Consider the following 18,944-nt stretch of genomic DNA (forward strand, 5'->3'; position numbering starts at 1 on the left):
TCCGGCGCCGTGCGATGCGTCGGGGATACAAGGTCGACGAGGTCGACTCCTTCCTCGACCGGGTGGAAGCAACGCTCTCCGGAGACCCTATGGGCGCGCCGGTGAGCGCTCAGGAGGTCCACGACGTGGTCTTCCGAGTCCGCTTCGGCGGCTACGACGAGTGGCAGGTCGACCTGCACCTCGACCGTGTCGAGCGCCAGTTGGCCGAGCTCGAGGAGCGCGGCGGCGGTGGGTTCGGCCGGACCGTCGACTCCCGCGCCAGCGGTGAGCTGCGCATGGCTCCGGAGCGCATGCCGGAGCGTATGGCACCTGAGCGGATGCCCGAGCGCATGGCGCCGCCGCCCGTCGACCGCATGGGACCGCCTCCGGTCGACCGCATGGGACCGCCGCCCATGGACCGCATGGCTCCCGATCGAATGGGTCCCGGTCCCGACCGGATGGGTCCGCCACCGATGGAGCGCATGGCACCTCCCGCCGTCCCGGCGCCTCCGATGCCGACCCGGCCGGCCCCGGCACCGCCCGGCCCGCCGTCGCGCGACCCGGCGTACGGTCGCTATGACGAGCCCACCTACGGCGGCGCGTTCGACGACGACCGTGGCTATGACCCTGCGCCCCGCCAGCCGCGCGGTGACATGACCGCCGAGATCCGGATGGACCGCGACCGGCCCGAGCCGGTCACCTACGGTGGCGGCCCCGGCCCGGACCGCGACCCGTATGGCCCTGGTCCCGGCCCCGACCCGTATGGTGCCCCGGGTGGTGACCCGTATGGTGCGCCGGTCCAGCACCAGTCGTCCGAGGTGGCCCGCATCGACCAGCTCCGCCGGACGTTCCAGCTCCGCCGGTTCGGCAGCGGCTACGACCGGGCCCAGGTCGACCGGCTCTTCGAGGGCGTCATGGCGTCCCTCTCGGGTCGTGGTGGTCCGCTGACCGACGGTGATCTCGACCCGTCGCATTTCAACCTGGTCCCCGGCGGCTACTTCGAGGCCGAGGTCGACGCGGCCCTCAAGGAGGTTCGCGACATCGTGACGCGCCGCCGCTAAGGGTGGCTCGCGGCGCGCCCGACACCAACCGGGCGCGCTGGCTGCTGCCCGCTCGCGTCGCGTTCGATGGAGGCGAGCGGGACGTTGCTCTTCGGCTTGTCCTCAGGCGCGCGCCTGGTCCCGCTTGGCGCCGCTTCGCCGTGCCGGCCCGGAGCAGGCGCGGACGGAGGCGACGGTCGTGCGGTCCGACGGTGGTTCGGCTGCGAGAATCCGGGTCAGCGCAGGCCGTTGCGGCGCAGGACCCAGTCGCCGACCAGCGCCAGCAGCAGCACGGCAGCGCTGGCGGCCAGCCAGATGTCCTCGACGCGGCCATGGTGGTTGCCGATCAGCATGCTCAGCAGCAGCAGCACCGTGACGGCCGCACCGAAGCGGGCCGCGCGCGGGTGTCCCGGCTTGTGCTGGTCGGGGGAGGTCACTGGCTCGTGCTCGGCCACGGTGCGTCCTTTCACTGCTGATGGTCTTGCACAAGTCTGGCATGCGGCACTGGAACCGACGGCTCCGGGTCGGTCGGGTAGCGTCGGGATCGGCGTCACACGTACCAGATCAAGGAGGAACGCGGTGCGTATCACCGGGACCGGCCATGCGAGCCTGCGGATCGACACGGCCGCCGGCAGCATCCTGTGCGACCCGTGGGTCAACCCGGCGTATTTCGCGTCGTGGTTCCCGTTCCCGGACAATTCCCAGCTCGACTGGGAGGCGCTCGGCGATTGCGACTACCTGTACGTGTCGCATCTGCACCGGGACCATTTCGACGCCGAGCACCTCAAGCGGTTCGTCTCGAAGAACGCGACGGTGCTCCTGCCGGAGTTCCCGACGAGCGAGATGCGGGACGAGCTGACCGGGCTCGGTTTCACGAAGTTCCTCGAGACGAAGTCGGACGAGGTCCATGAGCTCGACGGCGGCCTGAAGATCATGATTCAGGCGCTGACCTCACCGACGGACGGGCCGATCGGCGACTCGTCGCTGTGGGTCGAATACGACGGGATTCGTATCCTCAACCAGAACGACGCCCGCCCGACGGATCTGACGACGTTCAACGCGCTCGGGCACGTGCATGCCCATCTGCTGCAGTTCTCCGGCGCGATCTGGTATCCGATGGTGTACGAGCTGCCCGAGGCCGCCAAGCGCGCTTTCGGCAAGCAGAAGCGCGATCGGCAGTTCGACCGCACGTTCCGGTACATCAACGATCTGAAGGCCTCCCACGTGGTGCCGATCGCCGGGCCGCCGTGCTTCCTCGACGACGAGCTCTGGCAGTTCAACGACATCTTCGGCGACGAAGGAAACATCTTCCCCGACCAGTGGGTGTTCCAGCAGGAGTACGCGAAGGTCGGCGGCACCAATTCGATCGTCCTGCTGCCAGGCTCGGTGCTGTCGCTTTCCGCCGACGCTGCCGAAACGACGCACCCGGTCGACAGCCTCGAGGACTTCTTCGCGCGCAAGCGGGAGCACCTCGAGGAGATGCGCGAGCGGAAGCGGCCGGTCATCGAGGCCGCCAAGGCGTCCTGGCGGCACCCCGAGATCGACGTGCTGAAGGAGATGAAGCGGCGGATCGAGCCGCTGCTCGACGAGTCGGTGTACCTCGCGAAGGGCGTCGGCGGCCCGGTGCGTTTCGATCTGGTCGGCTACGACGGCGCGTCCGTCGAGTCGATCGTCGTCGACTTCCCCGAAAAGCAGGTGCGGCATTACGCCGACGAGAAGGTGCGCTACCGGTTCCGCACCGAGCGGGCACTCATCGAGCACCTGCTCTTCGTCGAAGAGATCGACTGGGTCAACTCGCTGTTTCTTTCCTGCCGGTTCTCCGCGGCGCGGATCGGGCAGTACAACGAATTCGTCTACTCGTTCTTCAAGTGCCTGTCGGAAGAGCGCCTACAGTACGCCGAGGGCTGGTTCGACCAGCAGAAGCCCGACGCCGAGGACATCAAGCTCGGCGACTGGATCGTGCAGCGGCGCTGCCCGCACCTCAAGGCGGACCTGACCCGGTTCGGCATCGTCGACGGCAACACGCTGACCTGCCAACTCCACGGCTGGAAGTTCGACCTGCCGAGCGGGCGCTGCCTCACGAGCGTCGGCCACGAGCTTCGGTCACGCAGAGCGGGCGCGCCAGCACCCGACGGTGACACTGGTGCGGTGGCGGCGGAAAGTGTCGTAGGGCAGGGCTAGCGTCCCCGGCAACAGTGGGATGGGGGGCACTGATGCTCGACAAAGTCCGCAAGTTGCTGGCCAAGGCCGAAGACCCGGCGTGCACCCGGGAGGAGGCGGAGGCGCTCACCGCCAAGGCGGCTGAGCTGATCGCCAAATACGGCATCGACCAGGCGGTCCTGGCCGCGGCCGCGGCCGCCGGCCGGCCACAGGCGGTGGGCAGCCGCCAGGTCGAGCTCCAGGCGCCCTACCTGCGGGAAAAGGCGCACCTGCTGCACGTCGTGGCCGGGTCGCTGCGCTGCCGGTCGGTCCGGCTGGAGCGGCGCGGCCCCGACGGCCTGCGCATCTCGATGCACCTGTTCGGCTTCGAGGCCGACGTCGCCGGGGTCGAGTTGCTGTTCGCCTCCCTGCTGGTGCAGGCGGCCCGGGGGCTGCTCGCCGAGCAGGCGCCGCCGGGGCAGCAGGTCGCGGCGTGGCGCCGGTCGTGGCTGGTCGGGTTCGCCTCGGCGGTGGCGCACCGCTTCGCCGAGGCCGACCGGCGCAGCCGGGAGCGCGAGGAGGAGCGGGCACCGGGGGTGGCGCTGGTCCTCGCCGATCGGCAGCAGGCGGTCGACCGGGCCGTCGAGGAGCAATATCCGCTGCTCACCCGGGGTCGGGCACGGCGGCTCACCGGCGGGGGCTTCGCGGCAGGCAAGGAGGCGGGGCGGCGGGCCGACCTGGGCGGTGCGCGGGTGGCTTCGGCCGAGCGGCACGCCGTCAGCGGGGGGCGTTCTCGACCTGCTCCCGGGTGATCGCCTGCGGATCGGTGTCCGGGTCCTTGTCGAGTTGCTCGTCGACCGGCACCCACTGGTCGGGCACGACGGGACCGGGCACGCCGACCCGGCGGGCCTCTAGCTGGGCGCCGAAGGCGATGCCGAGGAAGATCGCGACCCCGGTTAGGTTGGCCCACAAGAGCAGCGCCATGATGCCGGTCAGCGCGCCGTAGGTGGCGCCGAAGGAGTCGCTCGTGCTGACGTAGATCGCCAGCAGCGCGCTGATCAACCACCACAGCGCGGTCGAGGTCGCGGCGCCGAAGAGCAGCCAGGAGAAGGCGGGCTGGCGACGGCGCGGGGCCCAGCGGAAGATCGCCGCGACGGCGCAGACCACGAGCGCGACGGAGATGGGCCAGCGCAGCACCTCCCAGACGACGTCGACCACGTCACCCCAGGGGTAGTGCGACCGCACCGAGGCGCCGAGGGCGTCGCCGGCGACCAGCATCAGGAAGCCGACGAGCGCGGGCAGCCCGGCCACGAGCGCCAGCACGGCCGCCCGGACGTATTTCACGTGCGCCGGGCGGTCGCGCTCGACTCCGTAGATGCGATTGGCGCCCCGCTCGATCTGGGCCATCGCCATGGTGAGCGCGACCAGCCCGGTGAGCAGACCGACAGTCAGGGCGAACTCGCCGATGTCCTCGGTCCGCTCGCTGTCGGCGAGCAGGCCCTGCACGAGCTGGTCGCTGGCGCCCGGCGTGAGCGCGAGGACGGTGTCGGCGACGACCTGGCCGCCCTGCTCCACGCCGAGCTCGCTGACGAGGCCGCTGAGCGCGATGAGAAACGGCACGATGGCCAGACACAGTTGCAGGCCGAGGGCACGGGCGTGGCTGAATCCGTCGCCGTAACGGAAGCGCAGAAACGCGTCGTGCAGCAGCCGCCAGCCGCCGTAGCGCTTCAGCGCCTGCCACGCGTCGTCCGCGGACAGGTCGTCGTGCGACATCAGCCTGGTCTCCGGCACCTGTCGGGTACTGCTCATACATGCTCGAATTCCCGTCGCGGTCATCCGGAAAACCCGCCTATGCTCGGTCCAGCAGCGGGGTGGCGAGTGACGACCGCCGATAGCCCCGCCGGTCTTGCCTCCCGTCATCGAGGCCGAGAGGCCGCGGCGGCCTGCCGCGGTGAAGGTGTGGTGGCACCGCGACCGGCCCCATCGCCCACACCTCCGGGGAGCGGATTCCTCAGGAGGTGCACATGCAACGCATACTGTCCGACCAACTCCCGGCCCACACGGGTGAGACCGTCCGGCTCGCCGGCTGGGTCCATCGCCGACGGGTCCTGTCCAAGGTCGCCTTTCTCGTGCTGCGCGACCGCCGCGGGCTCGCCCAGGTGGTGTGCCCGTCGGCCGAGCTGCCGGCGGAGGAGACGGTGGTCGAGGTGACCGGGCGGGTCACCGCCAACGCGGTCGCTCCCGGCGGGGTCGAGCTGGTGTCGCCGTCGATCACGGTGCTGTCGCAGGCCGAACCGCCGCCGGTGGAGCTGTTCCGGCCCGCGCTGGGCGCCTCGCTGCCCGCGCTGCTCGACCACGCGCCGGTCACGCGCCGGCACCCGTCCCGGCGCGAGCTCTTCGCGGCGTCGTCGGCGGCGGTGCGGGCGTTCCGGTCGACGCTCGACGAGTTCGGGTTCACGGAGGTCTTCACGCCGAAGATCGTCGGTACCGCGACCGAGTCCGGCGCCAACGTGTTCGCCGTCGACTACTTCGGCCGGCCCGCGTATCTGGCCCAGTCCCCGCAGTTCTACAAGCAGACGATGGTCGGCGTGTTCGAGCGGGTCTACGAGGTGGGGCCGGTGTTCCGGGCCGAGCCGCACGACACGTCGCGGCACCTGGCGGCGTATACGTCCCTCGACGCCGAGCTCGGGTTCATCGCCGACCATCGCGACGTGATGGAAGTACTGACGGCGGTGCTCCGGTCGATGGTGCGGGCCACCGGGGTCGAGGGTGTGCGGCTGCCCGGGACGGTGCCGGTGCTGCACTTCGGCGAGGCGCTGGAGGTCGCCGGTGCCGCGCCGGACGAGCCGGACCTGGCACCGGAGCACGAGCGTGCGCTCGGACTGTGGGCGCTGCGGGAGCACGGGTCCGACTTCATCTACGTGGAGGGGTACCCGATGGTGAAGCGGCCCTTCTACACGTATCCGGGGCGGTCGTTCGACCTGGTCTTCCGCGGGATGGAGCTGGTCACCGGCGGGCAGCGCCTGCACCGGTACGAGGACTACCTCGCCGCGCTGACCGCCCGCGGCGAGCAGCCGGAGGCGTATGCGTCGTACCTCGCGGCGTTCCGCCACGGGATGCCGCCGCACGGCGGGTTCGCGATCGGGCTGGAGCGGTTCCTGGCGCGGTTGACCGGCGCGGCGAACGTCCGCGAGACGACGCTCTTCCCACGTGACCTGCACCGGCTCGCGCCGTAAATCGATTGCCCGGCATGCAGTGAAGATCTATAATTGATACATGCGTACTAACGGGGATGGCGTCTGGGATGCACCGCGATGACGGATGGGCGCGAGGTGGCCGGCGGGCCGCCGCGCGCCGCATCGGCTCAGCTCGCGCCGCTGTTGATCACCAACTGTGGCAGCGAATGACGCCTTGATGGAAGCGGTCGTTCGGGTGGGCTAGGACGACCACTTCCGGCTTTCTGTCTACAAAGGATGGTTGTGGTACCGGGCCGGGTCGAGGCCGAGCGGCTCGGCGTCGAACCTCGGGCCCGCGTCGCTCAACGCGACGTCGAGGTGACGGCGGGCCTCGGGCGTCGCGACGATCGGATACGCGCCGACCGGCCGTGCTCCCTGTGCGCGGTTCGTCGACGAACCCGTGCGGTTGCTCGGCCGGCCGCGGATGGAGGTCGGTCTCGTCCGGCACCGGAAACGGCAGGTGCTGCCACAGTTCGACGCGCGGACGTGCGCTGCGCGCCCGACTGGGATTCGTCTGTGGACGCTGCCGCATGCGGCGGCTCGATGCCGGTCGCGAGGTGTCGCAAAGTGGACCTTGGTGGGTTCGGTGGCCACGGCCACGGAATCCACCAAGATCAACGTTCTGTGGGATTTGGTTGATCTCGGGCTCGGCTAAGGCGACAATTCGGGCGTGGTGTGTTGCCGCCGAGGTGTGCCGGCCGGCGCGGGTTCCGGCTCGATCCGCCGCCGTGCCGCTCGACCTCATGATCATGGAAGAGATCTGGCTGCCCCGATAGCCACATCTTTCCCATGATCTGTGAAGTCGCCCGGCCTGGAACGCCGCCCGGGTCCAGCGGCGACCACGAGCGACGGAGACCCGCTCGCATGACCGTGCGTCACCATCCCGTAGCGCAAACACGGGGTCGACGGACGACCGTGCGGCTCAACCGCAAGGTCGATTCGTCCGCGACCACGACCCGCACGCTGACGCTGACGCTCTTTGTCGTGCTGGTCGCGGTCACGCTCGGGATCACCGTCTGGGCCAGCCGTTCGAGGTGGGTTCGCCGTTCGTCCCGTCCGGCCTCGTCCCACCCCTGTGCTCACCTCCGTCGGTCGGCCGTCGCCGGCCGGTGGTGGGAGTATCCGGTGGTCGTGTGGGAAAGGTGTGGAGGTTCGGCGCCTGCGGCCGGAGGGCTTCGGGGTGCCTGAGACAATGGGGGACGTGATCCCCCGCGACATCGTCCTGCTCGGCTCGACCGGGTCGATCGGTACGCAGGCCATCGACATCGTCCGTCGGAATCCTGACCGCTTCAGGGTGGTCGCGATCGGTGCCGGTGGCGGCAACGTCGCGTTGCTCGCCCGGCAGGCCCTGCAACTCGGGGTCGACGTCGTCGGAGTGGCCCGCGCCAGTGTCGCTCAGGATCTCCAGCTCGCGTTCTACGCCGAGGCCAAGGCCAAGGGGTGGGCCACCGGAGACTTCCGGCTGCCCAAGATCCTCGCCGGGCCCAATGCCATGACCGAGCTCGCCGAGTGGCCGTGTGACACGGTGCTCAACGGGGTGGTCGGATCGCTCGGGCTGGCGCCGACGCTCGCCGCGCTGCGCGCCGGGCGGGTCCTCGCGCTGGCCAACAAGGAGTCGCTGGTCGCCGGCGGGCCGCTGGTCCGCGCGGTCGCGAAGCCGGGGCAGATCGTCCCCGTCGACAGTGAACACTCGGCGCTCGCGCAGGGGCTGCGGGGCGGAGCGCGCGGGGAGGTGCGGCGGCTGGTGCTGACCGCGTCCGGCGGGGCGTTCCGCGGGCGCACGCGCGACGAGCTCAGGGGCGTCACGCCGCGGGAGGCGCTCGCACACCCCACCTGGGACATGGGGCCGGTCGTCACGATCAACAGCGCGACGCTGGTCAACAAGGGGCTCGAGGTCATCGAGACGCACGAGCTGTTCGACATCCCGTACCGGGACATCCAGGTCATGGTGCACCCGCAGTCGGTGATCCACTCGCTGGTCGAGTTCGTCGACGGGTCCACGCTCGCACAGTGCGGCCCGCCCGACATGCGGCTGCCGATCGCGCTCGCGCTGGGATGGCCCGATCGGGTGCCGGACGCGGCACCCGGCGTCGACTGGACCAAGGCCCACACGTGGGAGCTGCGGCCGCTGGACGAGGAGGCGTTCCCGGCGGTGGCGCTGGCGAAGGCGGCCGGCGCGGCGGGACGGTGCCGTCCGGCGATCTACAACGCGGCCAACGAAGAGTGTGTGGCCGCGTTCACAGGCGGTGATCTTCCATTCCTGGGGATCGTGGAGACGCTCGAGCGGGTGCTTACCGACGCCCCGGATTTCGCCGAACCAGGTACCGTCGATGACGTGCTCGCCGCCGAATCCTGGGCGCGGGTCTATGCGCGCGAGATCATCGCGAACCAGAGAGGGGCCTGATGGAGTTCGCGTTGGGGATCGTCCTTTTCGCTGTCGGCATTCTCGTCGCCGTGGCACTTCACGAGGCCGGTCACATGTGGTCGGCGCGCGCGTTCGGGATGAAGGTCACCCGCTTCTTCATCGGCTTCGGTCCGACGATCTTCGCGTTCAGCCGCAAAGGCGTCGAATACGGACTCAAGGCTCTGCCGTTCGGCGCCTTCGTGAAGATCACCGGCATGACGCAGCAAGAGGAGGACCTCGACCCGGAGACCGGCAAGCCCGCCGCCGAGCATCCGCGCGCGATGTGGCGCTATCCGGTGTGGAAGCGCACGATCGTGATGTCGGCCGGGTCGATCACCCACTTCGCGCTCGCGCTGGTCACGCTGTGGGTCCTGTTCTCGTTCGTCGGCGTTCCCGACACCTCCAAGATCAACGATCTTCCGGTCCGGGTCGGCGCCGTGTCCGAGTGCATCAGCCCCAAGTACGAGTTCGACCCGAAGACCGGCACACAGAAGGCCTGTGACCCGGCGACCGACCCGAAGAGCCCGGCGGCGCAGCTCGGACTCCAGCCCGGCGACATCATCGTCGCGGTCGACGGGCAGGCGATCGGCGGCAACCAGCAGTTGCGCGACGTGCTCAAGGGCGCCGTCGACAAGACCGTCGAGGTGCGGTACAAGCGCGGTGACCAGGTCCTCAGCGGACGCGCCACCATCCCGGCGGCCGAGCGGCCCAAGCCGGGCAAGCCGGCCAACGAGATCGGCCCGGCCGACCTGGAGCGCGGCGGCCTCCTCGGCATCAACGTGGACCTCCGCTACTCCGACCTGCCGACCCACACCTACGGACCCGTCGACGGCGTCGGCCAGACGTTCATCGTGACCGGCAACCTGGTCGAGCGCACGTTCGCCTCGTTCAAGGACATTCCGGAGAAGATCCCGAACCTGCTCAAGGCGATCCTCGGCGAGCAGCGCGACCCGGAGACGCCGGTCAGCGTCGTGGGCGCCAGCCGGATCGGCGGCGAGCTGTTCGAGCTGGGTGACTGGGCGTCGCTGCTGTCGCTGTTCGCCACCCTCAACCTGTTCTTCGGCATCTTCAACCTGTTCCCGCTGCTGCCGATGGACGGCGGCCACATCGCGATCGCCTGGTACGAGCGGGTCCGCTCGTGGATCGCCGCGAAGCGCGGCCGCCCTGACCCGGGCCGGGTGGACTACTACAAGCTGGCGCCGATCACACTTGCGGTGATAGGTGTCCTCGGCGTCTTCGTCCTGCTGACGGTGACCGCCGACTTCGTCAATCCGATCACGCTCAAGTAGGGGCGCACTTCATGACCGCTGTCAGCCTCGGCCTGCCCACCGCGCCGCCGCCGCCGTTGGCGCCGCGCCGGAAGTCCCGTCAGATCATGGTCGGCCCCGTGCCGGTCGGCGGCGGCGCGCCGGTCTCGGTGCAGTCGATGACGACCACCCTCACCGCCGACGTCAACGCCACGTTGCAGCAGATCGCCGCGCTCACGGCGTCCGGCTGCCAGATCGTGCGGGTCGCGGTGCCGAGCCAGGACGACGTCGAGGCGCTGCCGGCGATCGCGAAGAAGTCGCAGATCCCGGTGATCGCCGACATCCACTTCCAGCCCAAGTACGTCTTCGCGGCCATCGACGCCGGCTGCGCCGCGGTGCGGGTCAACCCGGGCAACATCCGGCAGTTCGACGACAAGGTCAAGGAGATCGCCGCCGCGGCTTCGGCCGCCGGTGTGCCGATCCGCATCGGCGTCAACGCCGGCTCGCTCGACAAGCGGCTGCTGGAGAAGCACGGCAAGGCGACCGCCGAGGCGCTGGTGGAGTCGGCGCTGTGGGAGTGCTCGCTGTTCGAGGAGCACGGCTTCCGGGACATCAAGATTTCCGTGAAGCACAACGATCCGGTCGTGATGATCCGGGCGTACCGCCAGTTGGCCGAGCGGTGCGACTACCCGCTGCACCTCGGCGTCACCGAGGCGGGCCCGGCGTTCCAGGGCACGATCAAGTCGGCGGTCGCCTTCGGCGCGCTGCTCGCCGAGGGCATCGGTGACACGATCCGGGTGTCGCTGTCCGCCCCGCCGGTCGAGGAGATCAAGGTCGGCCAGGCGATCCTCGAGTCCCTCGGCCTGCGGGAGCGGGGCCTGGAGATCGTCTCCTGCCCGTCGTGCGGCCGGGCCCAGGTCGACGTCTACACGCTGGCCGACCAGGTCACCGCGGCGCTCGAAGGCTTCCCGGCGCCGCTGCGGGTCGCGGTCATGGGCTGTGTCGTCAACGGCCCGGGTGAGGCCCGTGAGGCCGACCTCGGTGTCGCCTCAGGCAACGGCAAGGGCCAGATCTTCGTCAAGGGCGAGGTCATCAAGACCGTGCCAGAATCGCAGATCGTCGAGACGCTCGTCGAGGAGGCGCTGCGCCTCGCCGGGGAGATGGGCGTCGACCTGCCGGAGGAGCTCCGCGGCCTCGGCCCGTCGGTGACCGTTCACTGACGGGAGGGTATGTACAGCCCCATCCCGGTTGATCTGGCAGGCTGGTACGCATGCTCACGGTGGCAGCGCGGCTCCTCGGTGACGCGGAGCGCGGTTCGGTCGAGCGACTGCTCGACCAGGACCCGTACGGCGGGGCGCAGGTGGCCGAGCGCATCTCGACGGCCGGGCTCGCCTGGTGGCGCCAGGACGCCCGGATCTTCGGCTACGGGTCGCGCCGCCACCTGGAGTCGCTCTGCTGGCTCGGCGCCAACCTGATCCCGGTCCACGCCACGCCGGCGGCGGTGGCCGCGTTCGCCGAGATGATCGGCAACGAGCCGCGGGGTTGCTCGTCGATCGTCGGCTCCGCCGACGCCGTCCTCGGACTCTGGGACGTGCTCGCCCCGAGTTGGGGGCCGTCCCGTGACGTGCGGCCCGACCAGCCGCTCATGGCGACCTCCAACCCGGCGTCGGTCCCGGCCGACCCGGCGGTGCGGCTCGTCCGGCCCGACGAGGTCGACGTGCTCTTCCCGGCGGCGGTCGCGATGTACACCGAAGAGGTCGGAGTCTCGCCGACCGCCGACGGTGGCGAGCGGTCGTATCGGGAACGGGTCGGCGAGCTGGTGCGCGCCCGCCGGGCGTACGTGCGGATCATCGACGGCCGGGTCGTCTTCAAGGCCGAGCTCGCCGTCGTCACCCGCCACACCGCCCAGATCCAGGGCGTCTGGACCGCACCCGAGTGGCGCGGGCGGGGCATTGCCCGGGGTGGCATCGCCGCGGTCGTCCGGGACGCGTTGCGCCGAGTCGCGCCATCGGTCAGCCTGTATGTCAACGACTACAACACACCCGCCCGGCGGGTGTACGAACGGTGCGGATTTCAGCAGGTGGGCACATTCGCCACGGTCCTGTTCTAGGGTTGCGATTTCCCGACAAATCGCCCGGCCATGGCGGATGATCACGGGGGAACCCCGATCGAGCCGACGGAGGGGATGCTCCCCATGGGCCAGATAGTCCGGCAGATTTCGCCCAATACGACCCGGTACTACTGGTATCCGGGGGACAAGAAGGAGTGGCTGCGCGCCCTCCTCGCGGTCGGGGTGGGCGCCGGCGTGTTCGGCTTGGCCTACCTCGTCACCCGCAGCATCCTCGCCGCGACCGTCCTCGGCCCGGCCGCGACGACCGGGGTCCTCGGCTTCAACCTGGGCCGGCGCGACCTGCGGGCCCTCGACGCCGCCGCGCAGGCCAAGGGTCGCCGTGCAGCGGCCGAGGTCTCCGGGCGAGCCGCCTGGCGAGGACTCGTCGGTGGTGGTGTCGCCGCCTTCGCCGGCCTGGTGATCGTGCACCTGCCGGCCCGCGGTGTCGTCGCCGACTGGCTGCTGCCCGTCGTCCCGGCCGTCGTCGCCGCGCTGGCCCGGCAGGCCGGCCTGCTCAGCGGCCATCTTGCCCGCGAGTCGGCACCGGCGTCGGCCTACGCCACCATGGCCTCGCGCAGGCCGCACAACACCGACGCCGTAGGCGAGCCCGGCACGGCCGTGTAGAACACCACCCGCTGCCCCTGCTCGTCGGCGTGCAGCGCCCGGCACTCGAGCGTCAGCTCGCCGAAGTGCGGGTGGTGCGACGTCTTTCGTCGTCCGGCGCACGCAGACCTGGGGCTCGTTCCACCGCCGCACGAGCTCCGGGCTGTGCTCGGGATCAGATCCTGAACGCCCGGATCCGGACGGGCCCGTGGTGACTCACAGGTAGCCGCGAGCGTGTGCGAGCCACGCGGACGCCGCGGGGCTGGTCGGGCCGGCGAGCCGCCAGGCCAGCCCCAGCCGCCCGCGCAGCGCGGGTCGGGTGATCCGCAGCGGGTGCAGGTCGGCGCGCCTGCGGGCGATCGACGCCGGCAGGATCGCGACGCCCAGCCGCCGCGCCGCGAGGTCGCCGAGCACCGACGGCACGCCGGCCTCGAACGAGACCTTCGGTGCGAACCCGGCCGCCGCACACGCCTCGTCGAGGATCGCGCGGATGCCGCTGCCGCGCGGCAGGCAGACGAGCGTGCGGTCGCGCAGCGCACCGAGCGGGATCTCCGTGCGGCCGGCCAGCTCGTGACCGGGCCACACGGCGGCGTCGATCGCCTCGTCGGTCACCACGTGGGCGGCGAGCCCTTCGGGCAGCGTTCCGTAGGCGATGACGGCCACGTCGTGGCGCCCTTCCCGCAGCCCCTCGACGAGGCGGTCGGTGGAGTCCTCGGCGAGCGTGACCTCCACGCCCGGGTGCCGCGCGTGGAAGTCGGCGAGGATTCGCGCCAGGTCGACGTTGTGCGAGGTCACGGTGCCGATCGCGACCCGGCCGCGGGTGAGCCCGGTGAGCTCACCGACCGCCTGCCGCATCCCGTCGACGGCCTGGAGCGCGGCCCGCGCATAGGGGAGCACGGCCTCCCCGGCGGCGGTCAGCCGCACCGTCCTCGCGGACCGGTCGAACAGCGCCTGGCCGAGCTCCCGCTCCAGCCGCCGCACCTGCGCGCTCACCCCCGGCTGGGCGACGTGGAGCCGGCTCGCCGCCTTGGTGAACCCACCTTCTTCGGCGACGGTCACGAAGTGCACGAGCTGATGAAGCTCCATAAGCGACGATTCTAGATCACAGAATGAGCTGCTCTTGGAGTTCTGGATCGGGTCGCGTCAGGGTTGGGGTATGACCACCAAGGCGATGACCCCGGAAGACATCTCACGGCTGTTCGTGGAGCGCGCCAACGCCGGCGACGCGGCCGGCCTGGCCGAGCTCTACGAGCCCGATGCGGTGCTGGCCTACCCGCCGGGGTCGGTGACCGTCGGCCGCGACGCGATCCGGTCCGTGTGCGAGCGGATGCTCCAGCACGTGTCCCGCTTCGAGGTCGAGGAGCCGCTGCCCACGATCCGTCACGGCGATCTCGCGCTCACCTCGACCCGTCCGTCGGACAACACCGGCGGCCGTGTCCAGGTCGTGCGGCGCCAGCCCGACGGCACCTGGCTCCGCGTGATCGACAGACCGGAACCCCCGTTGAGTTGATCATGCAGTTGTGGTGCCTGACAAACCCGGACATCGTGGGAGTGTTATGGCACCACAACTGCATGATCAACGGGGGCCTGGGGTGTCCACAACGGGGGTGTTGTCCACAGGAGGGGTCGCGGCGGTGTTGTGAGGGCGCGGTCGGTGCGGGAGGGTGTGCGGCCGTGAACGAAGCACTGCGCACCTACCGTCAGATCCTGGCCGGGGGAGTCTCCCGGCAACGCCTCCGGGACCGGGTCGCTTCCGGTGTTGTCGCCGCGGTGACGCGGGGTGTCTACGGCCCACCCGTTGGTGACGAGATCGACCGCATCCAGGCGATCCTCATGCGATTGCCGGAAGAGGTCGTGCTCAGTCATCAGTCGGCCGCGGTGCTGTACCGGTTCGCCGTCCCCGAGGACCCGTCGGTGCACGTCCTGGTCCCGGCCGGCATGCCGAAGCCCCGGCTCGAAGGTGTCGTCGCCCATCAGGCCGTCGTTCCGGTCGCCACGGTGGAGACGGTCTTCGGCCTGCGGTGCGCGCCGCCGGCCCGCGTGGCGATCGACCTGGCCCGGTCCGGGCGGCGCTTGGACGGCATCGCCTTGCTGGACTCGGCGCTGCACTCGGGCCTGACGGACGTGGAGGGGCTTGCCGAGGAGTTGCCGCGCCACGGCGGGCTGCGCGGTGTGCGGCTGGCCCGTGAACTCGTGCCGCTGGCCGACGGTGGCGCGGAGTGTGCTCAGGAGAGCCATCTCCGCCTGGTGTTGATCGACGGAAGGCTGCCGGTGCCCCAGACGCAGGTCTGGGCGTGCACGGCGCAGGGGCGCCGGGTGTTCCGTATCGATCTCGCCTATGCGGATCGCAAGGTCGGCATCGAGTACGACGGCGCGTCGCACCTGGACCGGAACGCGCTGCGTGGCGATCGGCGGCGGATGAACTGGCTTACCGCTCAGGGCTGGACCATGCGGTACTTCACGGCTGCCGACGTCTATCGGAACCCTGTCGGCGTGGTGGCGACGGTCCATGACGCCCTCCATGGCCGTTGATCATGCACTTGTGGTGCCTGACAAACCCGGACAAAGACGGAGTGTCGAGGCACCACAAGTGCATGATCAACGCCGAAGGAGGGGGTTAGGAGCGGACGCGGAGCATTTTCGGGTCGTAGAGGGGGGCTTGCCTTACGAATCCTGGGGTCCAGCGGTCGAAGACGCTGACCTCGACCGGGGCGCCGACGGGGACCTCCGACGGGAGGTACGCGTACGCGATCGAGGCGCCGACCCGGTAGCCGAAACCGCCCGACGTCACCCTGCCGCAGGGTGTGCCGTCGACCCGGACCGGTTCGCTGCCCAGGCAGACCGTGCCGGGGTCGTCCAGGACCAGGCAGCGCAGGACCCGCGGTGGCTCGCCGGCCGACCGCAGGGTCTCCAACGCCTCGCGGCCCAGGAACGGCTTTTCCATGTGGACGAAGGAGCCCAGGCCGGCGGCGAACGGGTCGGTGTCCGTGGTGAGGTCGGAGCCCCAGACCCGGTAGCCCTTCTCCAGCCGCATCGAGTCGATCGCCCGGTACCCGCCCGGCCGCAGGCCGAACGGGCGGCCGGCCTCGGTCAGCGTGTCCCACAGGGTCAGCATGTATTCCGTCGGCGCGTACAGCTCCCAGCCCAGCTCGCCGACGAACGTGACCCGCTGCGCCAGCACCGGGACGGCGCCGACCGTCAGGCGCGCGGCGCGCAGGAAGCGGAAGTCCTCATTGGACAGTGAGGTGTCGGTGAGCGGCTGGAGGATGTCCCGGGCGGCCGGACCCCACAGGCACAGGCAGCCGTGGGCGCCGGTCACGTCGTCGACGAGGACATCCGCCGACCACTCGGCGGCGTGTTTGCGGATCCAGTCGGCGTCGCGAACCCCGCTCGCCGTGCTCGTGACGATCCGGAAGTGCTGCTCGCCGAGGCGGGTGACGGTCAGGTCGGCCTCGATGCCGCCGCGGGCGTTGAGCAACTGCGTGTACGTCGTCGCGCCGACCGGCCGGTCGACGTCGTTCGCGCACAGCCGGCCGAGCAGGCCGGCGGCTCCGGGGCCGCGGACGTCCAGCTTCGCGAACGACGACTGGTCGAACAGGCCCGCCGCCTCCGTGGTCGCGGCGACCTCCCCGGCGATCGCCGGGGACCAGAAGCGGCCGGCCCAGCCCTTGGGCCGCTGCGCCTGCGGGGTCAGCCCGGCGTTGGCGCCGAACCATTCGACCCGCTCCCAGCCGCCCTTCTCGCCCAAGGCCGCGTCGAGCTCGGCGAGCCGGGGCCAGACCGCCGAGCGGCGCAGCGGGCGGCCGGCGGTCCACTCCTGCCCGGGGTAGACGACGTCGTAGTACCGGGCGTAGCCGGCCAGTGCCTTGGTGCTCGCCCAGCGACGGCTCGCCGCGTGCGCGCCGAAGCGCCGGACGTCCATCGTGGACACGTCGTACTCCGGGCTGCCGTCGACGATCCACTCGGCCATCACCTTGCCGACCCCGCCGGCAGCGGCGAGGCCGTGCACGCAGAACCCGGCCGCGACCCAGAACCCGGCGACCGCGGTCTCGCCGAGCAGGAACTCGCCGTCGGGAGTGAACGCCTCCGGGCCGTGCACGACCCGGGCGATGTCCAGGTCCCGCAGGGCGGGCACGCGGTGCCGGGCGTTGGCCCACGACTCGGCGAACCTCGCCATGTCCGGCTCGAAGAGCGTCCGCCGCTCGTCGAGCGGTGCGCCGGACTCGGGCCACCACAGCTCGGGGTCGCGGGCGTATCCACCGACGAGCAGCCCGGTCTCGTCGCCGCCGCGGAGGTACACGATGCGGTCGGGGTCCCGGACCGTCGGTACCTCCATCGTGGGCATCCCGAGGGAGGACGAGACGACGTACTGGTGCTTGATCGGGACGATCGGCAGCTCGACCCCGGCGAGCCGCCCGACCGCACCCGCCGCGGCGCCGGCGGCGTTCACCACGACCTCGGCGGTCACCCGGCCCTGCGTGGTGTCGACGCCGCGGACCCGGCCCTGCTCGACGACGACCCCGGTGACGCGGGTGCCGGTGACGATGCGGACGCCGAGGGAGACCGCACCCTCGGCGAGCGCGGTGGCGAGCCGGGCGGGCTCGAGCCAGCCGTCGCCGGGCAGCCAGCCGGCCATCCGTACGTCGGCGACGTTGAGCAGCGGCAGCCGGTCGACCGTCTCGGCCGGGCCGAGCAGTTCCATCGGCAGCCCGTACGTGGTCGCGGAGCTCGCCTGCCGGCGCAGCTCCTCGACCCGCGCCGGGGTCGTGGCCAGCCGCAGCCCGCCGACACCGCGCCACCCCGGGTCGAGACCGGTCCGCGAGCGCAGCTCGGCGTAGAGGCCGGACGAGTACATGATCATGCGGGTCTGGCTGATCGTCGAGCGGAGCTGCCCGACGAAGCCGGCCGAGTGCCACGTCGTGCCCTCGGTGAGCTCGTGCTGCTCGACGAGCACCACGTCGGTCCAGCCCAGCCGGGCAAGGTGGTAGGCGATGCCGCAGCCGGCGACGCCGCCGCCGATGACGACCGCGCGTGCCGTCGTGGGAAGCATCGCATGATTGTGACGCCGGAAACGTCGCCGCAAAAGGTCTGAAGCCGTGCCACTTCATTCCGGCGAACCGGTCTTGACGGGCGGGGGACAGCGGCGTTAACTGTGCCCACCATGATGCGGATCACATCGACACGGGCCTCATAAGGCACGGATTCGGCGGTGATCGCGGCGAGGGGGCCGGGGCCATGACTGCGGTGCCGTCGATCGGGGACCTGCTGGAGCGGGTGCCGTCGTGGGTGGGCCGCGCCGTCGAATGGCAGCGCCTCGACGGCGGTCTGTCGCACCACATCTTCCGGGTCGAGGCCGACGGCCAGCCGTATGTGCTGCGGGTCCTGGAGCCGGCCGTGTCCGCGGCGGGCCTGGGCATCCCGCCGGAGCAGGAGATCGCCAACTCGATCGCGGCGGCCGGGAGCGTCGGCGCGCAGGTCTACGCGGTCCTCGAGGACGTGCCCGCGCTCGTGCTGGAGTTCCTGCCCGGACGGACGCTCAGCGCCGCCGAGGTGCGCCGTCCCGAGGTCGTCCCGGCCCTGGCCGAGGCGTGCCGGCGGCTGCACGCCGGGCCCGCGTTCGGCAACACGTTCGACATCTTCGCCAAGCGGGCCGAACTGCTCGACGTCTGCGCACGGCACGACCTGCCGCTGCCGGACGGGTACCTCGACCGTTCGTCCACAGTGGATGCCCTTCGGGCCGCGCTCGGCGTCGCGCCGCTGCCCGCCGTGCCGTGCCACAACGACCTGCTCCCCGAGAACTTCATCGCCACCGGCGACGGCGTACGCGTCATCGACTACCAGTTGTCCGGCAACAACGATCCCGCGTTCGAGCTCGGCGACATCGCCGCGGAGGCCGACTACGACCCGGATCTGGTCGAGCGGCTCGCCGACGCGTACTTCGGCGCGGACCGCACGCCCGCACTGCTCGCCCGGGTGCGGTTGTTCCAGATCGCGTCCAACGTCACCTGGGCGCTTTGGTTCACCGTCCACCACGGCCTGCTGCGCGACGCCACGGTGAACTTCGACTATCAAGCGGAGGCGGCCGACAAGTGGGGCCAGGCGTGGCGTGCCCTGGACGATCCCGGCCTCGGTGACCTCCTCGACACGGTGACCGGAAGGAAAACCACCACCCCCGAACATTGAGGA

General features: G+C 70.9%; 17 protein-coding genes. 12 read left to right on the top strand and 5 right to left on the bottom strand.

The window, feature by feature from the left end:
• Positions 1 to 14: 14 nt before the first annotated feature.
• On the top strand, positions 15 to 1,040 hold the full coding sequence (locus Drose_RS08235) for a DivIVA domain-containing protein (protein WP_260729649.1): 1,026 nt from the start codon (positions 15 to 17) through the stop codon (positions 1,038 to 1,040).
• Positions 1,041 to 1,255: 215 nt separating this feature from the next.
• On the opposite strand, the gene Drose_RS08240 is transcribed toward Drose_RS08235, so the two are convergent.
• Positions 1,256 to 1,474, bottom strand: a complete 219-nt coding sequence (locus tag Drose_RS08240) for a DUF2631 domain-containing protein (protein WP_260727578.1) — start codon at positions 1,472 to 1,474, stop codon at positions 1,256 to 1,258.
• A 130-nt stretch (positions 1,475 to 1,604) separates the two neighbouring features.
• On the opposite strand from Drose_RS08240, the gene Drose_RS08245 reads away from it, so the two are divergent.
• The gene (locus Drose_RS08245; protein WP_260729650.1) at positions 1,605 to 3,200 is read left to right on the top strand and encodes a Rieske 2Fe-2S domain-containing protein; all 1,596 of its coding nucleotides are present in this window, start codon (positions 1,605 to 1,607) and stop codon (positions 3,198 to 3,200) included.
• Between the two features lie 32 nt (positions 3,201 to 3,232).
• Complete coding sequence (locus Drose_RS08250) at positions 3,233 to 3,970, top strand: DUF2786 domain-containing protein (RefSeq protein ID WP_260727579.1); 738 nt, start codon at positions 3,233 to 3,235, stop codon at positions 3,968 to 3,970.
• On the opposite strand, the gene Drose_RS08255 is transcribed toward Drose_RS08250, so the two are convergent.
• Positions 3,936 to 4,967 carry a YihY/virulence factor BrkB family protein gene (locus Drose_RS08255; RefSeq protein ID WP_260727580.1) on the bottom strand — a complete coding sequence of 344 codons (1,032 nt, stop codon included), beginning with the start codon at positions 4,965 to 4,967 and terminating at the stop codon, positions 3,936 to 3,938. The two genes, Drose_RS08250 and Drose_RS08255, sit on opposite strands and share 35 nt — an antisense overlap.
• A 215-nt stretch (positions 4,968 to 5,182) precedes the next feature.
• On the opposite strand from Drose_RS08255, the gene aspS reads away from it, so the two are divergent.
• The 6 genes from aspS (at position 5,183) to Drose_RS08285 (ending at position 12,779) form a co-directional block, all read left to right on the top strand.
• Positions 5,183 to 6,394: an aspartate--tRNA(Asn) ligase gene (aspS, locus tag Drose_RS08260; RefSeq protein WP_260727581.1), complete on the top strand. Its 1,212-nt coding sequence runs from the start codon at positions 5,183 to 5,185 to the stop codon at positions 6,392 to 6,394.
• Between the two features lie 1,192 nt (positions 6,395 to 7,586).
• Positions 7,587 to 8,798, top strand: a complete 1,212-nt coding sequence (gene dxr / locus Drose_RS08265) for a 1-deoxy-D-xylulose-5-phosphate reductoisomerase (protein ID WP_390891340.1) — start codon at positions 7,587 to 7,589, stop codon at positions 8,796 to 8,798.
• Positions 8,798 to 10,087 carry a M50 family metallopeptidase gene (locus Drose_RS08270; protein WP_260727583.1) on the top strand — a complete coding sequence of 430 codons (1,290 nt, stop codon included), beginning with the start codon at positions 8,798 to 8,800 and terminating at the stop codon, positions 10,085 to 10,087. Before dxr ends, Drose_RS08270 begins: the two co-directional genes overlap by 1 nt.
• Positions 10,088 to 10,098: 11 nt before the next feature.
• Entirely contained in the window at positions 10,099 to 11,265 is a 1,167-nt protein-coding gene (ispG, locus tag Drose_RS08275) for a flavodoxin-dependent (E)-4-hydroxy-3-methylbut-2-enyl-diphosphate synthase (protein ID WP_260727584.1), read from the top strand.
• A gap of 50 nt (positions 11,266 to 11,315) precedes the next feature.
• The gene (locus tag Drose_RS08280) at positions 11,316 to 12,155 is read left to right on the top strand and encodes a GNAT family N-acetyltransferase (protein ID WP_260727585.1); all 840 of its coding nucleotides are present in this window, start codon (positions 11,316 to 11,318) and stop codon (positions 12,153 to 12,155) included.
• Between the two features lie 84 nt (positions 12,156 to 12,239).
• Positions 12,240 to 12,779 (top strand): hypothetical protein, encoded by a 540-nt coding sequence (locus Drose_RS08285; RefSeq protein ID WP_260727586.1) that lies wholly within the window; start codon positions 12,240 to 12,242, stop codon positions 12,777 to 12,779.
• On the opposite strand, the gene Drose_RS39005 is transcribed toward Drose_RS08285, so the two are convergent.
• Together Drose_RS39005 and Drose_RS08290 are read right to left on the bottom strand one after the other, a co-directional pair.
• Positions 12,710 to 12,937, bottom strand: a complete 228-nt coding sequence (locus Drose_RS39005) for an MmyB family transcriptional regulator (protein ID WP_390891418.1) — start codon at positions 12,935 to 12,937, stop codon at positions 12,710 to 12,712. The genes Drose_RS08285 and Drose_RS39005 overlap by 70 nt on opposite strands.
• A gap of 37 nt (positions 12,938 to 12,974) precedes the next feature.
• Positions 12,975 to 13,844: a LysR family transcriptional regulator gene (locus tag Drose_RS08290; protein WP_260727587.1), complete on the bottom strand. Its 870-nt coding sequence runs from the start codon at positions 13,842 to 13,844 to the stop codon at positions 12,975 to 12,977.
• A gap of 85 nt (positions 13,845 to 13,929) precedes the next feature.
• On the opposite strand from Drose_RS08290, the gene Drose_RS08295 reads away from it, so the two are divergent.
• Together Drose_RS08295 and Drose_RS08300 are read left to right on the top strand one after the other, a co-directional pair.
• Positions 13,930 to 14,268, top strand: a complete 339-nt coding sequence (locus Drose_RS08295; protein WP_260729651.1) for a YybH family protein — start codon at positions 13,930 to 13,932, stop codon at positions 14,266 to 14,268.
• A 164-nt stretch (positions 14,269 to 14,432) separates the two neighbouring features.
• Positions 14,433 to 15,290 (top strand): DUF559 domain-containing protein, encoded by an 858-nt coding sequence (locus tag Drose_RS08300; RefSeq protein ID WP_260727588.1) that lies wholly within the window; start codon positions 14,433 to 14,435, stop codon positions 15,288 to 15,290.
• Between the two features lie 85 nt (positions 15,291 to 15,375).
• Here the strand turns inward: Drose_RS08300 and Drose_RS08305 are convergent, their stop codons facing one another.
• A complete protein-coding gene (locus tag Drose_RS08305; RefSeq protein WP_260727589.1) occupies positions 15,376 to 17,808 on the bottom strand; it encodes a GcvT family protein in 2,433 nt (810 codons plus the stop codon).
• 185 nt (positions 17,809 to 17,993) lie between these two features.
• On the opposite strand from Drose_RS08305, the gene Drose_RS08310 reads away from it, so the two are divergent.
• Complete coding sequence (locus Drose_RS08310; protein ID WP_260727590.1) at positions 17,994 to 18,941, top strand: choline kinase family protein; 948 nt, start codon at positions 17,994 to 17,996, stop codon at positions 18,939 to 18,941.
• Positions 18,942 to 18,944: the final 3 nt, after the last annotated feature.

This window comes from Dactylosporangium roseum (assembly GCF_025264685.1).
In the GTDB taxonomy this organism is placed as follows: Bacteria; Actinomycetota; Actinomycetes; order Mycobacteriales; family Micromonosporaceae; genus Dactylosporangium; species Dactylosporangium roseum.